This window comes from Microbispora sp. NPDC046933 (genome assembly GCF_040644635.1).
Classification (GTDB): Bacteria; Actinomycetota; Actinomycetes; order Streptosporangiales; family Streptosporangiaceae; genus Microbispora.
Window position 1 is genome coordinate 106,833 of the sequence record NZ_JBEYWW010000006.1, and the last position, 14,936, is coordinate 121,768.

At 72.1% G+C, this 14,936-nt stretch carries 19 protein-coding genes and 2 pseudogenes; 12 read left to right on the forward strand and 9 right to left on the reverse strand.

Annotated features, from left to right (window positions below):
- Positions 1 to 117 precede the first annotated feature (117 nt).
- The 3 genes from ABZ857_RS10130 to ABZ857_RS10140 are packed head-to-tail and all read left to right on the forward strand — an operon-like array spanning position 118 to position 1,825.
- Positions 118 to 723, forward strand: coding sequence for a hypothetical protein (locus tag ABZ857_RS10130; RefSeq protein WP_357040512.1), 606 nt, complete (start codon positions 118 to 120; stop codon positions 721 to 723).
- Between the two features lie 5 nt (positions 724 to 728).
- Complete coding sequence (locus tag ABZ857_RS10135; RefSeq protein ID WP_357040515.1) at positions 729 to 860, forward strand: hypothetical protein; 132 nt, start codon at positions 729 to 731, stop codon at positions 858 to 860.
- Entirely contained in the window at positions 860 to 1,825 is a 966-nt protein-coding gene (locus tag ABZ857_RS10140; protein WP_357040518.1) for a hypothetical protein, read from the forward strand. Before ABZ857_RS10135 ends, ABZ857_RS10140 begins: the two co-directional genes overlap by 1 nt.
- Positions 1,826 to 1,850: 25 nt before the next feature.
- On the opposite strand, the gene ABZ857_RS10145 is transcribed toward ABZ857_RS10140, so the two are convergent.
- Positions 1,851 to 2,762, reverse strand: a complete 912-nt coding sequence (locus ABZ857_RS10145; protein ID WP_357040521.1) for a LysR family transcriptional regulator — start codon at positions 2,760 to 2,762, stop codon at positions 1,851 to 1,853.
- Positions 2,763 to 2,885: 123 nt separating this feature from the next.
- Between ABZ857_RS10145 and ABZ857_RS10150 the strand changes: the two genes are divergently transcribed.
- From ABZ857_RS10150 to ABZ857_RS10160, 3 genes and pseudogenes are all read left to right on the forward strand, one after another.
- A complete protein-coding gene (locus ABZ857_RS10150; RefSeq protein WP_357040524.1) occupies positions 2,886 to 4,268 on the forward strand; it encodes an MFS transporter in 1,383 nt (460 codons plus the stop codon).
- Between the two features lie 195 nt (positions 4,269 to 4,463).
- The gene (locus ABZ857_RS10155; RefSeq protein ID WP_357040527.1) at positions 4,464 to 5,663 is read left to right on the forward strand and encodes a PAS domain-containing sensor histidine kinase; all 1,200 of its coding nucleotides are present in this window, start codon (positions 4,464 to 4,466) and stop codon (positions 5,661 to 5,663) included.
- Positions 5,663 to 5,791: pseudogene (locus ABZ857_RS10160) on the forward strand (Tn3 family transposase); the annotation flags it as partial. The gene ABZ857_RS10155 and the pseudogene ABZ857_RS10160, both read left to right, overlap by 1 nt.
- Positions 5,792 to 5,917: 126 nt before the next feature.
- Here ABZ857_RS10160 and ABZ857_RS10165 read toward each other — a convergent pair.
- The 3 genes from ABZ857_RS10165 to ABZ857_RS10175 form a co-directional block, all read right to left on the reverse strand.
- Entirely contained in the window at positions 5,918 to 6,700 is a 783-nt protein-coding gene (locus ABZ857_RS10165) for a hypothetical protein (protein ID WP_357040530.1), read from the reverse strand.
- Positions 6,701 to 6,713: 13 nt separating this feature from the next.
- Positions 6,714 to 7,235, reverse strand: a complete 522-nt coding sequence (locus ABZ857_RS10170) for an RICIN domain-containing protein (RefSeq protein WP_357040533.1) — start codon at positions 7,233 to 7,235, stop codon at positions 6,714 to 6,716.
- Positions 7,236 to 7,380: 145 nt separating this feature from the next.
- Entirely contained in the window at positions 7,381 to 7,845 is a 465-nt protein-coding gene (locus ABZ857_RS10175; RefSeq protein WP_357040536.1) for a hypothetical protein, read from the reverse strand.
- 137 nt (positions 7,846 to 7,982) lie between these two features.
- Here ABZ857_RS10175 and ABZ857_RS10180 point away from each other — a divergent pair, with 137 nt between their 5' ends.
- From ABZ857_RS10180 to ABZ857_RS10200, 5 genes and pseudogenes are all read left to right on the forward strand, one after another.
- The gene (locus ABZ857_RS10180) at positions 7,983 to 9,899 is read left to right on the forward strand and encodes a sensor histidine kinase (RefSeq protein ID WP_357040539.1); all 1,917 of its coding nucleotides are present in this window, start codon (positions 7,983 to 7,985) and stop codon (positions 9,897 to 9,899) included.
- Positions 9,896 to 10,537 carry a response regulator transcription factor gene (locus tag ABZ857_RS10185; protein ID WP_357040542.1) on the forward strand — a complete coding sequence of 214 codons (642 nt, stop codon included), beginning with the start codon at positions 9,896 to 9,898 and terminating at the stop codon, positions 10,535 to 10,537. The genes ABZ857_RS10180 and ABZ857_RS10185 overlap by 4 nt, the downstream gene beginning before the upstream one ends.
- A gap of 126 nt (positions 10,538 to 10,663) precedes the next feature.
- Positions 10,664 to 11,113 carry a VOC family protein gene (locus ABZ857_RS10190; RefSeq protein WP_357040545.1) on the forward strand — a complete coding sequence of 150 codons (450 nt, stop codon included), beginning with the start codon at positions 10,664 to 10,666 and terminating at the stop codon, positions 11,111 to 11,113.
- Positions 11,114 to 11,292: 179 nt separating this feature from the next.
- Positions 11,293 to 11,448 (forward strand): annotated as a pseudogene (locus ABZ857_RS10195) (recombinase family protein); the annotation flags it as partial.
- A 3-nt stretch (positions 11,449 to 11,451) separates the two neighbouring features.
- Complete coding sequence (locus tag ABZ857_RS10200) at positions 11,452 to 11,778, forward strand: helix-turn-helix domain-containing protein (RefSeq protein WP_357041068.1); 327 nt, start codon at positions 11,452 to 11,454, stop codon at positions 11,776 to 11,778.
- Here the strand turns inward: ABZ857_RS10200 and ABZ857_RS10205 are convergent.
- The 3 genes from ABZ857_RS10205 to ABZ857_RS10215 form a co-directional block, all read right to left on the reverse strand.
- Positions 11,681 to 12,670, reverse strand: coding sequence for an alpha/beta hydrolase (locus ABZ857_RS10205; RefSeq protein ID WP_357040548.1), 990 nt, complete (start codon positions 12,668 to 12,670; stop codon positions 11,681 to 11,683). The genes ABZ857_RS10200 and ABZ857_RS10205 overlap by 98 nt on opposite strands.
- Before the next feature lie 63 nt (positions 12,671 to 12,733).
- Positions 12,734 to 13,312 carry a helix-turn-helix domain-containing protein gene (locus ABZ857_RS10210; RefSeq protein ID WP_357040551.1) on the reverse strand — a complete coding sequence of 193 codons (579 nt, stop codon included), beginning with the start codon at positions 13,310 to 13,312 and terminating at the stop codon, positions 12,734 to 12,736.
- A gap of 31 nt (positions 13,313 to 13,343) precedes the next feature.
- Complete coding sequence (locus ABZ857_RS10215) at positions 13,344 to 13,574, reverse strand: Tn3 family transposase (protein ID WP_357041071.1); 231 nt, start codon at positions 13,572 to 13,574, stop codon at positions 13,344 to 13,346.
- On the opposite strand from ABZ857_RS10215, the gene ABZ857_RS10220 reads away from it, so the two are divergent.
- Positions 13,506 to 13,673, forward strand: a complete 168-nt coding sequence (locus tag ABZ857_RS10220; protein WP_357041117.1) for a hypothetical protein — start codon at positions 13,506 to 13,508, stop codon at positions 13,671 to 13,673. The genes ABZ857_RS10215 and ABZ857_RS10220 overlap by 69 nt on opposite strands.
- Before the next feature lie 370 nt (positions 13,674 to 14,043).
- Here ABZ857_RS10220 and ABZ857_RS10225 read toward each other — a convergent pair whose 3' ends face one another.
- Together ABZ857_RS10225 and ABZ857_RS10230 are read right to left on the reverse strand one after the other, a co-directional pair.
- The gene (locus ABZ857_RS10225; RefSeq protein WP_357041119.1) at positions 14,044 to 14,349 is read right to left on the reverse strand and encodes a hypothetical protein; all 306 of its coding nucleotides are present in this window, start codon (positions 14,347 to 14,349) and stop codon (positions 14,044 to 14,046) included.
- A 376-nt stretch (positions 14,350 to 14,725) separates the two neighbouring features.
- Positions 14,726 to 14,878 carry a hypothetical protein gene (locus tag ABZ857_RS10230; RefSeq protein ID WP_357041122.1) on the reverse strand — a complete coding sequence of 51 codons (153 nt, stop codon included), beginning with the start codon at positions 14,876 to 14,878 and terminating at the stop codon, positions 14,726 to 14,728.
- Positions 14,879 to 14,936: the final 58 nt, after the last annotated feature.

Sequence of the window (14,936 nt, forward strand, 5' to 3'; positions counted from 1 at the left end):
CGCGGGACTTCGGGACGGCTGCGGCGTGCCGTACGGCTCCTGCGGCACGGCCGGTGATCGCGGTTTTCTTGAGGTGTCGAAAGAAACAAGACGCGAAGACGTCGGAAGGGGCCGGTCATGGCCATCACCGAAGGACGTAACCAGGCAAACCACCGCCTCCACGAGGCCGCTCCCCCCGCCGGGGTCACCATTCCCGCTCCCCGCGCGCACGGCGAGGTGATTCCCGCCGCCACGGCCAAGCGCCCGGTCCAGTACGTGTGGGCCGTCGCCCGGATCGCCGTCGGCTGGGTGTTCCTGTGGGCCTTCCTGGACAAGATGTTCGGCTGGGGCTTCGCCACCCCCGCGGCCAGAGCGTGGATCAACGGCGGAAGCCCGACCACCGGCTTCCTCAAGGGCACCGCGGACAGGACCTTCGGCGGCCTGTTCACCGCTCTGGCCGGGCAGGCGTGGGTGGACTGGCTGTTCATGGCCGGACTGCTCGGCGTCGGCGCCGCACTGATCCTGGGAGTGGGCATGCGCGTCGCCGCCGGCGCGGGCGGGCTGCTCCTGCTGATGATGTGGGCCGCCGAGCTGCCGCTGCAGACCAACCCCTTCATGGACGAGCACATCGTCTACGCCGTCGTCCTGACGGGCCTCGCCCTGGCCGGCGCCGGCCGGACGCTCGGGCTCGGCACGTGGTGGGCCGCGACCCCCCTGGTCCGCAGGTTCCCGATCCTCAAGTAGACCTCATGCGATCTCATGACCCATCGGCTCCGGTGGAGGCGCGCGAGCGCGTCGCGGCGGCGACGCGCCTCACCGGTGGGCCGATCCCGCCGGCCGCCGGGACGAGCGCGGTCGAGCTGGAAGAAGGTGCGCCGTGATGTCTCCCTTCGCCACAGAACTCGCGCTCCACCGGCTGCTCGCCGCCGCCGGGCAGGCGCCCTCGGTGCTCAACACGCAGCCCTGGAGGCTCGACGCGGTCCGGGGAGAGTGCGCCGAGTTGCTGGCCGACCCCGACCGGCGGCTCCGGGTCAGCGATCCCCGGGGGCGCTCGCTGCACGTCAGCTGCGGCGCCGCCCTGTTCAACCTCCGGCTCGCCGTACGGACGGCCGGCCACCGGCCATTGGTCCGGCTGCTGCCCGATACTGCGGAGGAACCCCTGCTCCTGGCCGCCGTACGCGTGTCGCCGTACGGGCCGGCATCCGTGCGGACGCGCGAACTTTACGAGTGCATCGGCCTGCGCCGGACCAACCGGGAGCCGTTCAGCGGGCGGCGGGTTCCCGAGCACGTGCTCAGCGAGCTGCGCCGCGCAGCCGCCTGTGAGGGGGCCGGCCTGGTCATGCTCGGCCGGCGCGCTTCGGCGGACCTGCTGGAGCACGTCGCCATCGCCTCCGACGAGCTGGCCGGGGACGGCGGCTACCAGGCCGAGCTGCGGGCGTGGACGATGCGCGCGAGCCGCTGCGAGGGCCTTCCGTCCTATGTGCAGGGGCCCGGCTGCGCCGATGATCCGGCACCGGTCCGGGACTTCGGAACGCACGGGGGACGCGGGCCGGTCCACTTCGAGCCCCGTCCTCAACTGGCGGTGCTCACCACCGCGGGCGACGGCCCCGCCGACTGGCTGCGCGCGGGCCAGGCGTTGCAACGCGTGCTGCTGACCGCGACCGTCCACGGGATCTCGGCGTCGTTCCTGAACCAGCCGCTCGACCTCCGCGACATGCGGCGCCGCAGCGATCCCCGCCATCGGTGCGGGCACATCCAAATGATCATCCGGCTGGGCTACGGCCCGGCGGTTCCCCGCGCGCCCCGCCGTCCCGCCGTGGAGCTGAAGGAAACCGCTGCGGCTTGATCAGGGTCAGCGCACCCGTGAACGATCAGTCCGTCCGGTGACGGCGGCCGGCCGCCCCGGAGGCGGCGCTCGCGTACAGGACCTCGCGCATGCCGGGGAGGGCCTCGCGGTCGGCCCGCCACACCAGGCGCAGGCTCAGGCCGGGGACGTCGAACGCGAGCCTGGCGAGGGCGCCGGCGGCGACCTGATCGGCCACCGCGAACCACGGCAGCAGCGTGATCCCGAGGCCGCGCTCGGCCCACGCCCGCATGACGGGCACGCCGCCCGCCCGCACCCGCTCCACCCGGTCGCCCAGAAGGCGCTCCCCCGCCAGCCAGAAGGAGCAGGCGGGCACGTTGACCAGCAGTCGCTGGCCGTACAGGTCCTCCTCGCGCAGCCGCGGCGCGGCGGCCAGCGGATGGTCCGGCGCGGCGACCAGCGCGAGCGGCACGGGATCGAGGTCGAGGAAGGCCAGCGGCGCGGCCGGCGCGCCGAAACCGAGCCCTCCGAGATCCTGCCCAATGTCGAGCAGCAGCGCCGCGTCGAGGTCCGCGGCGGCGACCGCGTCCAGGAGACGGTCGCGGGCGCCGTCCGACCGCACCTCCACCACGAGGTCGGGACGGCGCTCGGCCAGCCGGGCCAGCACCGCGGGCACGTGCACGGCCGCGATCGTCTCCAGGGCGCCCAGACGCAGCACCGGGCGGACCCCCGACACCTCGCGCCGGGCCTGGTCGGCCTGGTCGAGCAGGCGGCGCGCCCAGCCGCGCAGTCGCTCGCCCGCCTCGGTGGGGCGCATGCCCCGGGGACCCCGCTCGAACAGCGCGACTCCGAGGTCCCGTTCCAGCGTCCTGATCTGCTCCGACACCGACGACGGCGCGAGATCGAGGGCGACGGCGGCGTCGGTGACCGTCCGATGTGTCACGACCGCCTCGAAGGTGCGCAACTGCCGCAGTTCCATGCCGCGCTGAACGGGCCCGGAGCGTTCGGTTATTCCGAACCCTCCCTGCGGCCGGGCCGGTGGAGCCGTACGGCGGCCGCCGCCACAGTGGCCCCCAGGTTGTCCACCTTCCTGGAGATCCCCGTGACATCGACTGTTTCCGCCGCTCCCCCGGCGGCGCCCGCCCGGACCTGGGCCCTGGCCGGGATCGCCCTCGGCTATTTCATGGTGCTGCTCGACACCACCGTGCTGTCGGTCGCCGAGCCCGACCTCGCCCGGTCCTTCGGCGGCGCGGGTGTCGCGGGGCTGCAGTGGGCCGTGACCGGCTACACCCTCGTGTTCGGCGCGGCGCTGCTGACGGCCGGGTCGGTGGCCGACCGGTACGGCGCGCACCGCGTGTTCCGGGTGGCCGTCGCCGCCTTCGGCCTGGGCAGCCTGCTGAGCGCGCTCGCGCCGTCGCTGTGGGCGCTCGTCGGGTTGCGGGCGCTGCTCGGCCTGGCCGCGGCGGGCTGCGTCCCCGCGTCGATGGCGATGATCGCCCGGTTGTTCCCGGTGCCCGCCGAACGGGCCAGGGCGGTGGCCGTCTGGGCGGCGACCAGCGGCGGCGCGCTCGTGGCCGGACCGGTGGCCGGAGGGGCGCTGACCGACCTGGCGGGCTGGCGGGCGATCTTCCTGATCAACGTGCCGCTCGCCGCCGTCACCCTCGCGCTCACCGCCGGAGCCGCCGTACGCTGCCCGCGCGGCGACCGGCGCATCGACTGGGCCGGCCAGATCCTGGCCTGCGCAGCGGTGGCGCTGCTGACGGACACGCTGATCGCGCTCGGCGCCCGCTCCCTCGTCCACGCCGCCTGGTCGGCGGGCGCGACGGCCGTGGCGGTGTGCGCCTTCGCCGTACGGGAGCGGCGCGGCCACGCCCCGGTCCTGGCGCCCGCCGTGCTGCGGACACCCGGGATCCCCGCCGCGCTGCTGGCGGGCGCGGCGGTCAACTTCGCGATGAGCGGGGTGCTTTTCGTGCTGCCGCTGCTCTTCCAGCAGGCGCTGGGCCTGACGCCGGGGCGGATCGGGACGGCGCTCCTGCCCATGACGCTGCCCTTCGCCGTCAATCCGCTGCTGACCGGCAGGATCGTCGCCAGGTCCGGGCCACGGCCGCCGGTACTGGCGGGGCTCGGCCTGCTCGCGGCGGGCGGCGTCGCGTTCGGCGCGGCCGTCTGGGCGGGCGCCTCCTACCCGTTCCTGCTGGCCGGGCTGGTGGCGACCGGCTTCGGTGTGTCGTTCACGCTGCCTGCCCTGGCCACCCTGGTCGTGACCGCGGCTCCCAAGGGCGCCGCCGGCGCGGCCGGTGGGCTGCTCAACGCGGCCCGGCAGTGCGGCGCCACGATCGGCGTCGCCGTGACGGGCGCGTTCGTGACCGTCGGCGTTCCCGATCAGGGACATCACGGCGCGGCGTACGCGCTGGTCGCGCCGGCCGTGGTCTGCGCCGCGGCGGCCGCCGCCGTCGCACGGGCGGCCCGGCGGCCGGCCGCATGAGGCGGTGCCGCCTCGATGGACGATCGTCGTGATGGCCGCGGGCGCGTTCATCTCCATTTCCGTCGTCCCTTCGGCGCTGCGCGCCGTTGACCTGCGGCCTCGCGGGAAAGGGAGAAGCACGGCCGTGGGACGGCCGGCCGGGAGTCATGCCGACTGCGGGGGCTGGAAGACGGGTGTGAGAAGGGCACCGTGGTCATGAGCTCACAGATCGACTACGAGGCGGTGTTCGAGGCCGGCCAGGCCCCGTCGATGGTGCTCACCCCCGATTTCGTGGTGCTCGCCGCCAACGACGCCTGCCTCGAGGTGGCCGGGCGCAGCGCGCAGGACATGCTGGGCCGCGACCTGTTCGAGGTCTTCCCGCCCAACCCCGCGGCGCCGCAGGACGCCGAGCATCAGGGGGCGCGGATGCTGCGCGACTCCCTGGAGCAGGTGCTGGCCACCCGCCGCCGGGACTTCATGCCGCTGCAGAGGTACGACGTCGAGGCGGCGGACCGGCCCGGCGTGTTCGAGGAGCGGTACTGGAGCACGGTCAACACGCCCGTGTTCGGCCCGCATGGCGAGCTCCGGTGGATCGTCCTCAGCAGCGAGGAGGTCACCGACTTCGTCCGCGCGCTGCGGTGCTCCGGCATGGGCGGCGAGCACGACTCCCTGGCCCTGCAACTGCAGGCCCTCAACGACCAGCTCAGGAAGGCGCACCGGGAGCAGCGTGAGACGACCTCCGCGCTGCGCGAGGCCATCGAACGGCAGCGGCGGCTGGTCTGCGACGCCTCCCACGACCTGCGCAACCCGATCACCGGCCTGCTGACCGAACTGGAGGTCGCGCTGTCCGAACCCGGCATCGACCTGCAGAGGATCCTGCGCAAGCTGCTGCGCGACGCAGAACGGCTCAACGACATCGTGGCCGACCTGCTCGACCTCGCCCGGCTGGACAGAGAGACGCACGAGGACGGCCGCCTGATCGACCTTTCCGAGTTCGTCGGCGAGGAACTGGAGCGCCGCAGCCCGTGCGCCGCCGTCCTCACCCGTCTCGACCCGCACGTCTGCGTGCGCGCGTCGGCGATCCGCCTGGCCCGCCTGCTGGGCAACCTGATGACCAACGCCGAGCGGCACACCCACACCAAGATCGAGATCGTCGTCACCGCCGACCCGCCGGACGCCGTCCTGGAGATCCTCGACGACGGCCCGGGCATCCCGCCGGAGGACCGCGAACGCGTCTTCGAGCGCCGCTACCGGCGGGAGGAGGCCCGCGTACGGGATCCCGGCGGGTCCGGGCTCGGCCTGTCCATCGCCCGGGAGATCGCCCAGGAGCACGGCGGCCGGCTGTACGCCGCCGAGCACCACGGCGGTGCCCGCCTCGTCCTGCGTCTGCCCCTCGCCGCCGAGCGACGCCCCTGATCGGCTGGCAGCTGATCGAGACCCACTGAAGCGACCTGCTGCGCGCCGCGATCTCCATCCGGGAGAACCGGATCTCCGCCGTCACTCTCCTGCGGCGCCTGGGCAACCACTCCCGCAAGAATCGCTTCTAGCGTGCCTTCCGGGAGCCCGGCTGCGCGGTGCGCGTGAGTTGTGCAGCTGTCGGCGGCCGCGCCAGCGCGGGGCCCACACCGTACGGCTGGCAGGTCACGGCCACGCTCCCGCTGTAGGCGACGTCACCATGCCCGGGCCCAGGAAGGGGACGGCGCCGGGTCGGGGGTCAGGCCGCTCAGATCGCGGGACCAGGTCTCGGCCCAGGCGCCGGACCGCCGCTCGACGATCTTCACGACGCCCTGGTGAGTGGCCATGAGTAACCGCCCCCGGCGGTCCCAGTCGGCCCAGGCCGCCTCGGGCAGCGGCGTGTATCCGCCGCCGGCTTCCTCGCGCAGGTAGTGGGGCCGGGCGCCTCCGGTGCGCGCGGCGACCAGAGCATGCTCGCCGTCCGGCTGAACGCGTCGCAGGAGTACCGCTGAGCGCAGGCTCGGCGGAATCGGCTCGGCTTCTCCCGCCAAGGGGCGCCATGCGTTCTGACGGTGGGTCCGGCTTCCCACCGTGGCACCGTACGGATAGCGGCCATGGAAGGGACGGCTGTCCATGGAGGCGGAGATCGTCAGGCTGTTGTCCGCGGCGAACTCGCACCCGCCGGTCCAGGTGCCGTGGGTGTGCCAGGCGGCGAGCGCGGTGAGCCACGGCGTCTTCGACACCGCGAAGTAGGTGTCCCACGGGTGCCGGCCATGACCGAGCGCGAAATACCCGAGCAGCTTCCCGTCGGGCGAGATGGCACTACGGCCGGGGTAGAGCGTCCCCCGCAGCCACGCGCCGGAGCTCACCTCACCGGCCTGCAGATCCCAGGTCAGCAGGTGCCACCAGGCCGACGGCCCGCGACGCATGATCAGGGCCGTCGGCGCGGCTGCCGCCAGGAGCACGTACAGGCGGCAGGACGGGGGACGGGGCGTCATCGCTTCTCCGGTTCTAAGCGATCCTGCTGAAGGTCCACTTCTGGTTCTTGCCACCCCAGCAGCCGGACTGAACCACCGCGGTGCCGTCGTCCTGCCCGACCCAGGCGACGTCCAGGCACTTGCCGCTGTGCTTGGCGATGACCGACCGGGTGCCGTCGGCGTTCCTCTTCAACCACCAGCGCTGGTTGTCGGTGAAGCGGCAGTTCGCCTGCACGACCCCGGCGGCGTCGCGGGTGCTGGCGCCGGACACGTCCAGGCACCTGCGGCTGTTGCGGTTGATGAGGGCGTAGGCGCCGTCGTCGAGCCTGCGCAGCTCCCACTGCTGGCTGCGGATGCCGTCCAGGCACTGCCACTGGTGTGCGGGAGTCGCGTGCCGGGTGCTGCCGCCCTGGATGTCCAGGCACTTGCCGCTGTGCTTGGCGACGAGCCGGTAGTAGACGGGGTCGGCGTGGGCGGCGGTGGCACCGGCCAGGACGAGACCGGCGGCTGCAGCCGCCGCGACGGTGCCGATACGGCGGATCGCTGCGTGAGACATGTTCGCTCCTTGACCTGATCTAGTGGTGCTCGGGCCCCTCCAATGTCCGCCGGTGGCGGGGACGGGGCATGAGGGCGTCCGGCACGCCGGCCGGGAGGTTTCCCGTCGGCGTGGGGGCAGTCCCCCAGGAACGTGCGCGGTCCGGCTAGCGCAGCCGGACGGTGATGTCGGCGTTGTCCTTGATCGGGTGCGTCAGCACCGTGCCGCGGGCGCCGAGGAACCGGCCGGTCCCTCCGGTGATCTTCGAGGTGAAGTCGCCGTCACCGCCCTGGCTGGTGATGAACAGCATCGAGCCGCCGATCGCGGCCTGGGCGTCGCAGTGCGGCTTGGCCTGCGCGTCGAAGACGCAGATCGTGTGGTCGGAACCGACCGGCTTCCCGCTGTGGTGCTTGTGGTCGCCCGCGTACAGGTCGCCGGCCAGTTCGATGCGGTCCCCGGGCTTGACCGGGCCGTTCGGCGGGGTGTGGGTCGGCCTGCCCCCGGCGGGGGTGTAGGTGAACTGGGTCTGCTTCTCGAAGTAGCGCAACGTCGTGGACGATTCGGCCGATGCGGTGCCGACCAGGCCGAGGGCCAGCACCCCCGCGACGCCGGCGAGGATCAGTGAACGCACCTTGCCCTCCAAGGGATCGAGTGGATGGCTGCGATCGTGCGCCCGGGCCGTTCCTCTCGTGACGGGGTCCGTTTCACGAGCTGTTCGGGAGAATTTCCCGGGGTCACACGGGAAGGTGGCTGGTGCACAATTCAGGCGTGAAATGGCCTCATCTGGCGGCGGCGTCGGTGGCGGTGACGACAGCGGCAGCCGCCGTGCTGCTGCCCGGCTACGGCGATGGCCTGACGTCGTGGGGGCAGGTCGTCCTGGCCGTGGCCTACGGGTTCGCCGGATGGCTACTGGCCTCGCGCCGTCCCCAGGTGATGATCGGCTGGCTGGCCCTTGCCGCCGCCTTCGGTTACGGCGCCGGCCTGGCCGCCCAAGAGTGGTCGCTGTACGCGTCCGTGCACGGATTGCCGGGCGCCTCGTGGACGGCGCTGGTCAGCGTCGTGCTGGGGCCGCTGGAGGTGCTCGTCTTCACCCTCACCTACGCGCTGTTCCCCGACGGCCGGTACCCTCGGGGCTGGATCGGCGGGCTGGCCGGCGTGAGTATCGCCCTGGGCGCGTGCGGCTGGCTGTACGGGATCTTCGCGCCGTTCGACCCGTCGCTGCCGGACGGAATCGTCAACCCGCTGGACGTCGGCGTGCTGCCCGCGATGCAGCCGGTCGGGTTCTTCGCCGCGGCCATGATGCTCGCCTCGATCGTGATCGTCGTGCGCTGGTTGCGCGCTCGCGGGCAGGAACGGCAGGTGCTGCGCTGGCTTGCCGTCGTCAACCTCTGCAGCATCCTGGCCACCCCGCTGATCGTCGCGCTGCCCGCCGGAGAGCTGATCAGCTCGGCCGGCACGATCGTGGTCCTGATCGTCGTGGTGGCCGTCGTCCTGCGCAACCAGGTCTACGGCCTGGACGTCGTGCTCAACCGGACGCTCGTCTACACACTGCTCACCGCGTTCGTCGCGGCCGTGTACGGGGCGGGCACCGCCGTACTGGCCCTGGCCGGACAGCGCGTCGGCGGCCCGTGGACGATCGCGGCCGCGGTCGGCGCGGCCTTCAGCCTCGCTCCGGCGCGCGAGCGGTTCCAGCGGCTGATCAACCGCTTCCTGTACGGCGAGCGCGACGAGCCGTACGCGCTGGTCGCCCGCATCGGCGCCCGCCTGGAGACCGCGGGCAGGGTCGAACAGGTGCTGCCCGATCTGCTGGAGGCCATCGCCGGCGCGCTCAAACTCCCGCTGGCCGCGGTCGAACTGCACGGATCGCGGCGGTTCGGTCCTCCGGCGGACGGGCCCGTCGTCCGCTTCCCCCTCGTCTACCAGGGCGACAACATCGGTGCGCTCGTCATCGGCCTGCGATCGGGGCAGAACGCGCTCGATCTGCGGGAAACCCGGCTCATGGCCGACATCGCCCGCCAGGTCGCGGTCGCCGCGAGAAACGTCCTGCTGACCGAGGAGGTGATGCGATCGCGCGAGCGGATCGTCCACGCGGCCGAGGAGGAGCGTCGCCGCCTGCGGCACGACCTGCACGACGGCCTCGGCCCGGTGCTCACCGCCGCCGCCACCAAGGTGGACGCGGTGGCGAACCTGCTGGCGCGCGACACCGGCAAGGCCACGACGGTTCTCGCGGCGGTCCGCAAGGACCTGACCGCCGCGCTGGAGGACCTGCGCCGCCTGGTGTACGCGCTGCGCCCACCCGTACTGGACGAGCTCGGCCTGTTCGACGCACTGCGCGAGTACCTGCGGCACACCGCGGTACCCGTCAGCCTGCGAGCACCGGAGGAACTGCCGGACCTCCCCGCCGCCGTGGAGATCGCCGCCTACCGCATCGTCACCGAGGCCGTGACCAACGTGACCCGGCATGCCGGAGCCGCCACCTGCTCGGTCGAGATCGGCTGCGACGGGCGACTCACCCTGGAGATCCGTGACGACGGCCGCCACCGCGACAGCTGGGCTCCCGGCGTCGGCCTGACCTCGATGCGCGAGCGCGCCACCGTGCTCGGCGGCACATGTACGGCCGGCCCGACTCCCTCGGGCGGGCGGGTCCGCGTCGAACTCCCTCTCAACCTGGCGGGTGCCCTGTGACAGTCCGTGTCCTCATCGTGGACGACCACCGCATCGTCCTGGACGGGCTGACCGTCCTGCTCGACTCGGTGGACGACATCGAGGTCGTAGGGGAGGCGACGTGCGGGGAACAGGCCGTCACGCTCGCCGCCGAGCTGGAGCCCGACGTCGTCCTCATGGACATCGAGATGCCGGGGATCGGCGGCGTCGAGGCCACCCGTCGCATCACGGCCGGCCGCCCGTCGACCGCGGTCATCATGCTGACCATGTACGGCGAGGACGAGTTCGTCTTCGCCGCCCTGCGCGCCGGCGCCCGCGGTTACCTGCTCAAGGGCGCCCAGCAGGCCGACGTCGTCCGTACCATCGAGGCCATGGCCCGCGGCGACGCCGTCTTCGGCCAGGATGTCGCGCACCGCGTCCTGCGCGCCTTCACCGACCCGCTGCCTCCCAGCGTCCCCTTCCCCCAGCTCACCGAGCGGGAACGGGAGATCCTGGCCCTCGTCGCCAACGGCTGGTCCAACGGCAGGATCGCCCGCCACCTGGTCCTGAGCCCCAAGACCGTCGCCAACCACATCTCCAACATCCTGGCCAAACTCCAGGCCCCCGACCGCGCCGCAGCCATCATCCAGGCCCGCCGAGCCGGCCTGGGCGACCCCTGACGGCAGTTCATGAACCCGAGCTGACCCCGGATACCTTAGAGAGCCGGGAGCCCCCTCCCGTCCGGACCGTGACCCGTCGGGACCGTGAGCCAAGAATTGTCGGATGGGTCCGGCAGGATGGCTGCCATGGTTTCTTATCAGCTGGTCATCGACTGTGCGGCACCCGAGCGGATGGCCCGGTTCTGGGCGGGCGCGCTGCGGTACACGGTGGAGCCGCCGCCTGGTGGATTCGACACGTGGCGGGATTACTGGCGCAGTGTCGGAGTGCCCGAGGACGAGCTGGGCGAGGGGGACGGCAGCGACAGCATCATCGATCCCGAGGGGTACGGGCCGAGGATCTGGTTTCAGCAGGTGCCTGAGGGCAAGGCGGTCAAGAACCGGTTCCACCTGGATGTGAAGGTGGGCGGCAATCGGGAGGACGTACCGCTGGAGACCCGGAAGGCGCGGGTGGATGCCGAGGTGGAGCGGCTTGTCCAGGCGGGGGCGTCCGTTGTGCGGGTGCTGTCGCAGTCCGGGGTTGATCACTATGCGGTGGCGATGGTGGATCCCGAGGGGAACGAGTTCGACGTGGTCTAGGGCCGATTTCCGCACGTCATCACGGCTATCCCGCGTCTCCGAGCTTAGGTCCTTCTGGAAGAGGAGGAGGCTTGGGTCCCGACCCACCAGATCGACGCGTTGCTGCGCGCGGGCGTCGATCGCGATGACATCCATCTGGACAAGGCCAGTGGCGCCCAAGGCCTCCCCGGCCCAGCCTCGACCTGGTCCTCAAGCTGCTGCGCGAGGGTGACACGCTGAAGGTCACCCGGCTGGGCCGGTTGTCACGCTCGGTCCTGCACTTGGTCACCCTCGGGGCGGATCTGCGCGAACGAGGAGTCGGGCTGCATGTGATCGAACAGGGCATTGACGCCGACACGATGGATGGCCTGGCCTCCGCCCGTGCCCGTGCCCGTGCCCGCGGTCGGGTCGGCGGACGCCGGCCGAAGCTCACCGCTGACCAGGCCGCCCTCGCCCAGGAGCTGTACGACACGCGGGACAAGACCGTCCAGCAGATCGCGGACTTGTTCGGGGTGCCGCGCTCGACGGTGTACGGGCACCTGAAGGGCCGTCCGCCGGAGCCTTCCGGCCCCGGCGGACGGACGTCGGCTACCGGTGTGCGGCCAGGAACGGCAGGACGACGTCGGCCATCTCGTCGGGTACTTCCTCCGCGAGGTCGTGGCCCGCGTCGAAGACGTGTCCGGTGACGTGGTGGGCCACGAGCCGTGCCTGGGACTCGTTGCGTTGGCCGATGAAGGCGGAGCCGCCGAGCGCCAGGACCGGGATGTCCAGCTTCTGCCGTGCGGCCTGCCGGTTCTGTTCGGCGTCGGTGAGCATCGCCCGGTAGACGGCGAGCATCGCGCGGATGCCGCCGGGCATGGAGTAGCAGCGCACGTACTCCTCGATCGCGTCGGGGGTGGCGGTGTCGGGGTGGCTGCGCTCGTTCTTGATCATGTAGGTGATCAGTTCGCGTTCGTGTCCGGCGATCAGCATCTCGGGGACGTCGGGCTGGAAGTAGAAGCCGAGGTGCCACAGGTGCATGCCACTGGAGACGTTCTCAGGGGTGAGGGCCGTGTGGTCCTCGAAGCCGAAGCCGGGGAACAGGGCCTCGGCGAAGACGAGGGAGGTGGCGTGGGAGCGGTGGCGGGCGGCGAGCTGGTAGCCGATCACCGCGCCCCAGTCCTCGCCGATCACCGCGTAGGTCTGGTGTCCGAGGTGGGCCATCAGCTCGGCGATGTCGTCGCTCATCGTTGCGGAGTCGTAGCCGTCCGCGGGGCGGGCGGAGTCGCCGAGACCGCGCAGGTCGGGCACGACGACGGTGTGGTGGGGCGTCAGCTTCGGGACGAGGTGACGCCAGTGGTAGCCGGTCTTGGGCACGCCGTGCAGCAGCACCACGGCGGGGCCGGACCCGGCCGTCCGGTAGTGCAGACTCGTTCCGTTGACGGCGGCACGGCCGGTGCGCAGGGGCGTTGTGGTGTGGTCGTACATCATGACGTGGTGCTTCCTGTCTTGGGTGCGGTGGGTCGATGAGGTCAGCAGGCGGCTCGCACCGGCAGCGCTGTTGGGAGCGCTGTCGTCGCGGCCGGGACGGGTGCTCATTTTCTTGATCGGCCGTTACAGATTCGGGGCATGAGAAACGTCCGGCCGAGGCCGCGGGGCCCCTCAGCCGAGAGCGGTCAGCGCGACGTCCACGAGGGGTTCGAGGGCGGACGCGTCCGGTGTGATCTTCGAGGAGACCAGCAGCCCGTTGAGGAAGGTGACCAGGAACGCGGCGACCGTGTGCGGGTCGTGCCGCGCCGCGATGTCGCCTCGCTCCATCGCGGCCCGCAGCACCTCGGTCAACGCCTCCCGGCTCGCGTCCTGCATGTCGCGCACGGCGCGCCGGGTCGCCGCGTCCTGAGGCAGTCGCTCGCAGGCGGCGTTGACGGCCAGGCAGCCCTGGCCGCCGCTCCTGACGGCGATGCGGATCCGCTCCGTCAGCAGCGTACGGATCGCCGCGCGGGCGTCCGCCCCCTCCTCCAGACTGCGCAGGGCGGCCGCCGCGAGGGTGGTGCGGTAGTGCTCCAGCGCGGCCCGGTACAAGCCATCCTTGTCACCGAACGCGGCGTACAGGGACCCCTGCCCGATCCCCAGGTGCTGGGTCAGATCGCGCACCGAGGTCGCCTCGTAGCCGCGCGTCCAGAACAGTTCCATGGCGCGGCTCACCGCCGCCTCAGTGTCGAACTCCCGGGTCCTTGCCATGACCCCACCGTAGCCTATCTGGATCGCTCGCTCAAGAAAAGAGGCTGCGGCCTGACCATGCGCTGACTCGCAGGGCGGCCTCAGGCTTACCCGCCGCCGGCCTCCTCGGCGGTGTCGGGTCGCGCAGCGGGCGCAGGCCATGCCCGGGGCCGCTGGATCTGATGTTGAACAGGTAGCGGCCCAGGACGTTGATGTGCCGGTCCTTGAGCGGGGAGAGCCGGGCGACATCCTCGTCCTTGATGTCGTGGCCCTCCGCGCGCAGCTGGGTGACGGCCGCGTCTCGGAGTACGAGGCGTTGTCTGTCGCGACCAGCTCCGGCTTCACCCCGCCGTCGAGGTTCAGCAGGGTGTCCAGCGTGTAGAGGCTGTCGCGCGGGGTGCCGTGTACGACCATCGCGCCGATCCCAACGAGCAGGCCCTCCATGCGGGTGCGCTGCTCGGAGACGTGGCCGAAGGCGTCGAGGAACCCGGTCCGGGAGCGGCCCTCGAACAGCAAGATCGGGCAGGTCGATCCGGGGAAGTATCGCCTCCGTAGTTGCCTTGAGCCAGGTCAGCGACTCCGGTTCACCCACGGCGCCGAGCTTGTCCACCCACAGACAGGCGCGTCCGCCGCCCTCGGGGACGACGATCTCCACCTTCGCGTCGTCGCCAGCCTCCTCCAAGCGGTCGGCCATCTGAATGCCGCGTCCAGACCCCGGGTGAGCTGGGACAGGTGCTCATAGGCGTCCTCGGTCAGGGACACGCCCGCGAGCACGTCCGCGCGCATCGCCTCCCACTGCGGACCGTCCAGTAGCCTCGCGCGCGGTCCGCCCACCGATTCGACAGGGAGGCGAACACGTCGCGCCGGTTCAAGGCCCGATGCAACTGCTCCAGGATGCACACCACGTACGCGTCGCGGTCGACCGCGCCCTGCGGCAGCTTGGCGTTGGAGAACACCGCGCGCTTCCACATCGCCGGCACCAGCTCGGCGTCGACCTCGCGGGGCAGCAGCGGCAGGTCCTTGACCCGGCGCCGGGAGAGCGCGGGCAGGCGACGCACGGCCTTGAGGATGCGCGCCCGGCCGGGCGCCCAGCGCGTCCGACTCGCCGAGCAGTGACAGGAGCGGGCGCACGGTGTTGTAGCGCAGGGCCAGCTTCTCGCGCATCACCGCCTCGGCCGACGCGTCGTCCTCCGGCACCAGGACCTCGACGGTAGCGACCGCCCCGGCCACCGCCGTACGCGGCACGGCCTCCTCCACCGCGGCCCACAGCGCGGCCGCGTCCAGGTCCGCCTCGTGCTCGGCGACCAGGTCCAGCTCCTCGATGAGGATCTTCGATGCCTTCGCCAGGATCCGGGCCGCCTTCTCCGACTGCGGCAGCATCGCCAGCCGCTCCCGGTCCGACGCCCGGCGGGCCGGGCTGTAGCCGGTTCGCCATCAGCACCGCGAACAGATCAGGGCGTCGTCGATTGCCTGCGCCTCCAGCTGACGCACCACCGCCGTCAGCAGCGCAGTCCGCCGCGGCTCCGGCGCCCGCTCGATCGTCTGCGCCTTGCTCAGCTGCCCGTACCGGGCCAGCGCGGACAGCACCCTGGCCACCCGCCTCGTACAGGCGCCGCTCGGCCGCCGTCCGGGCCTCCGACACCTG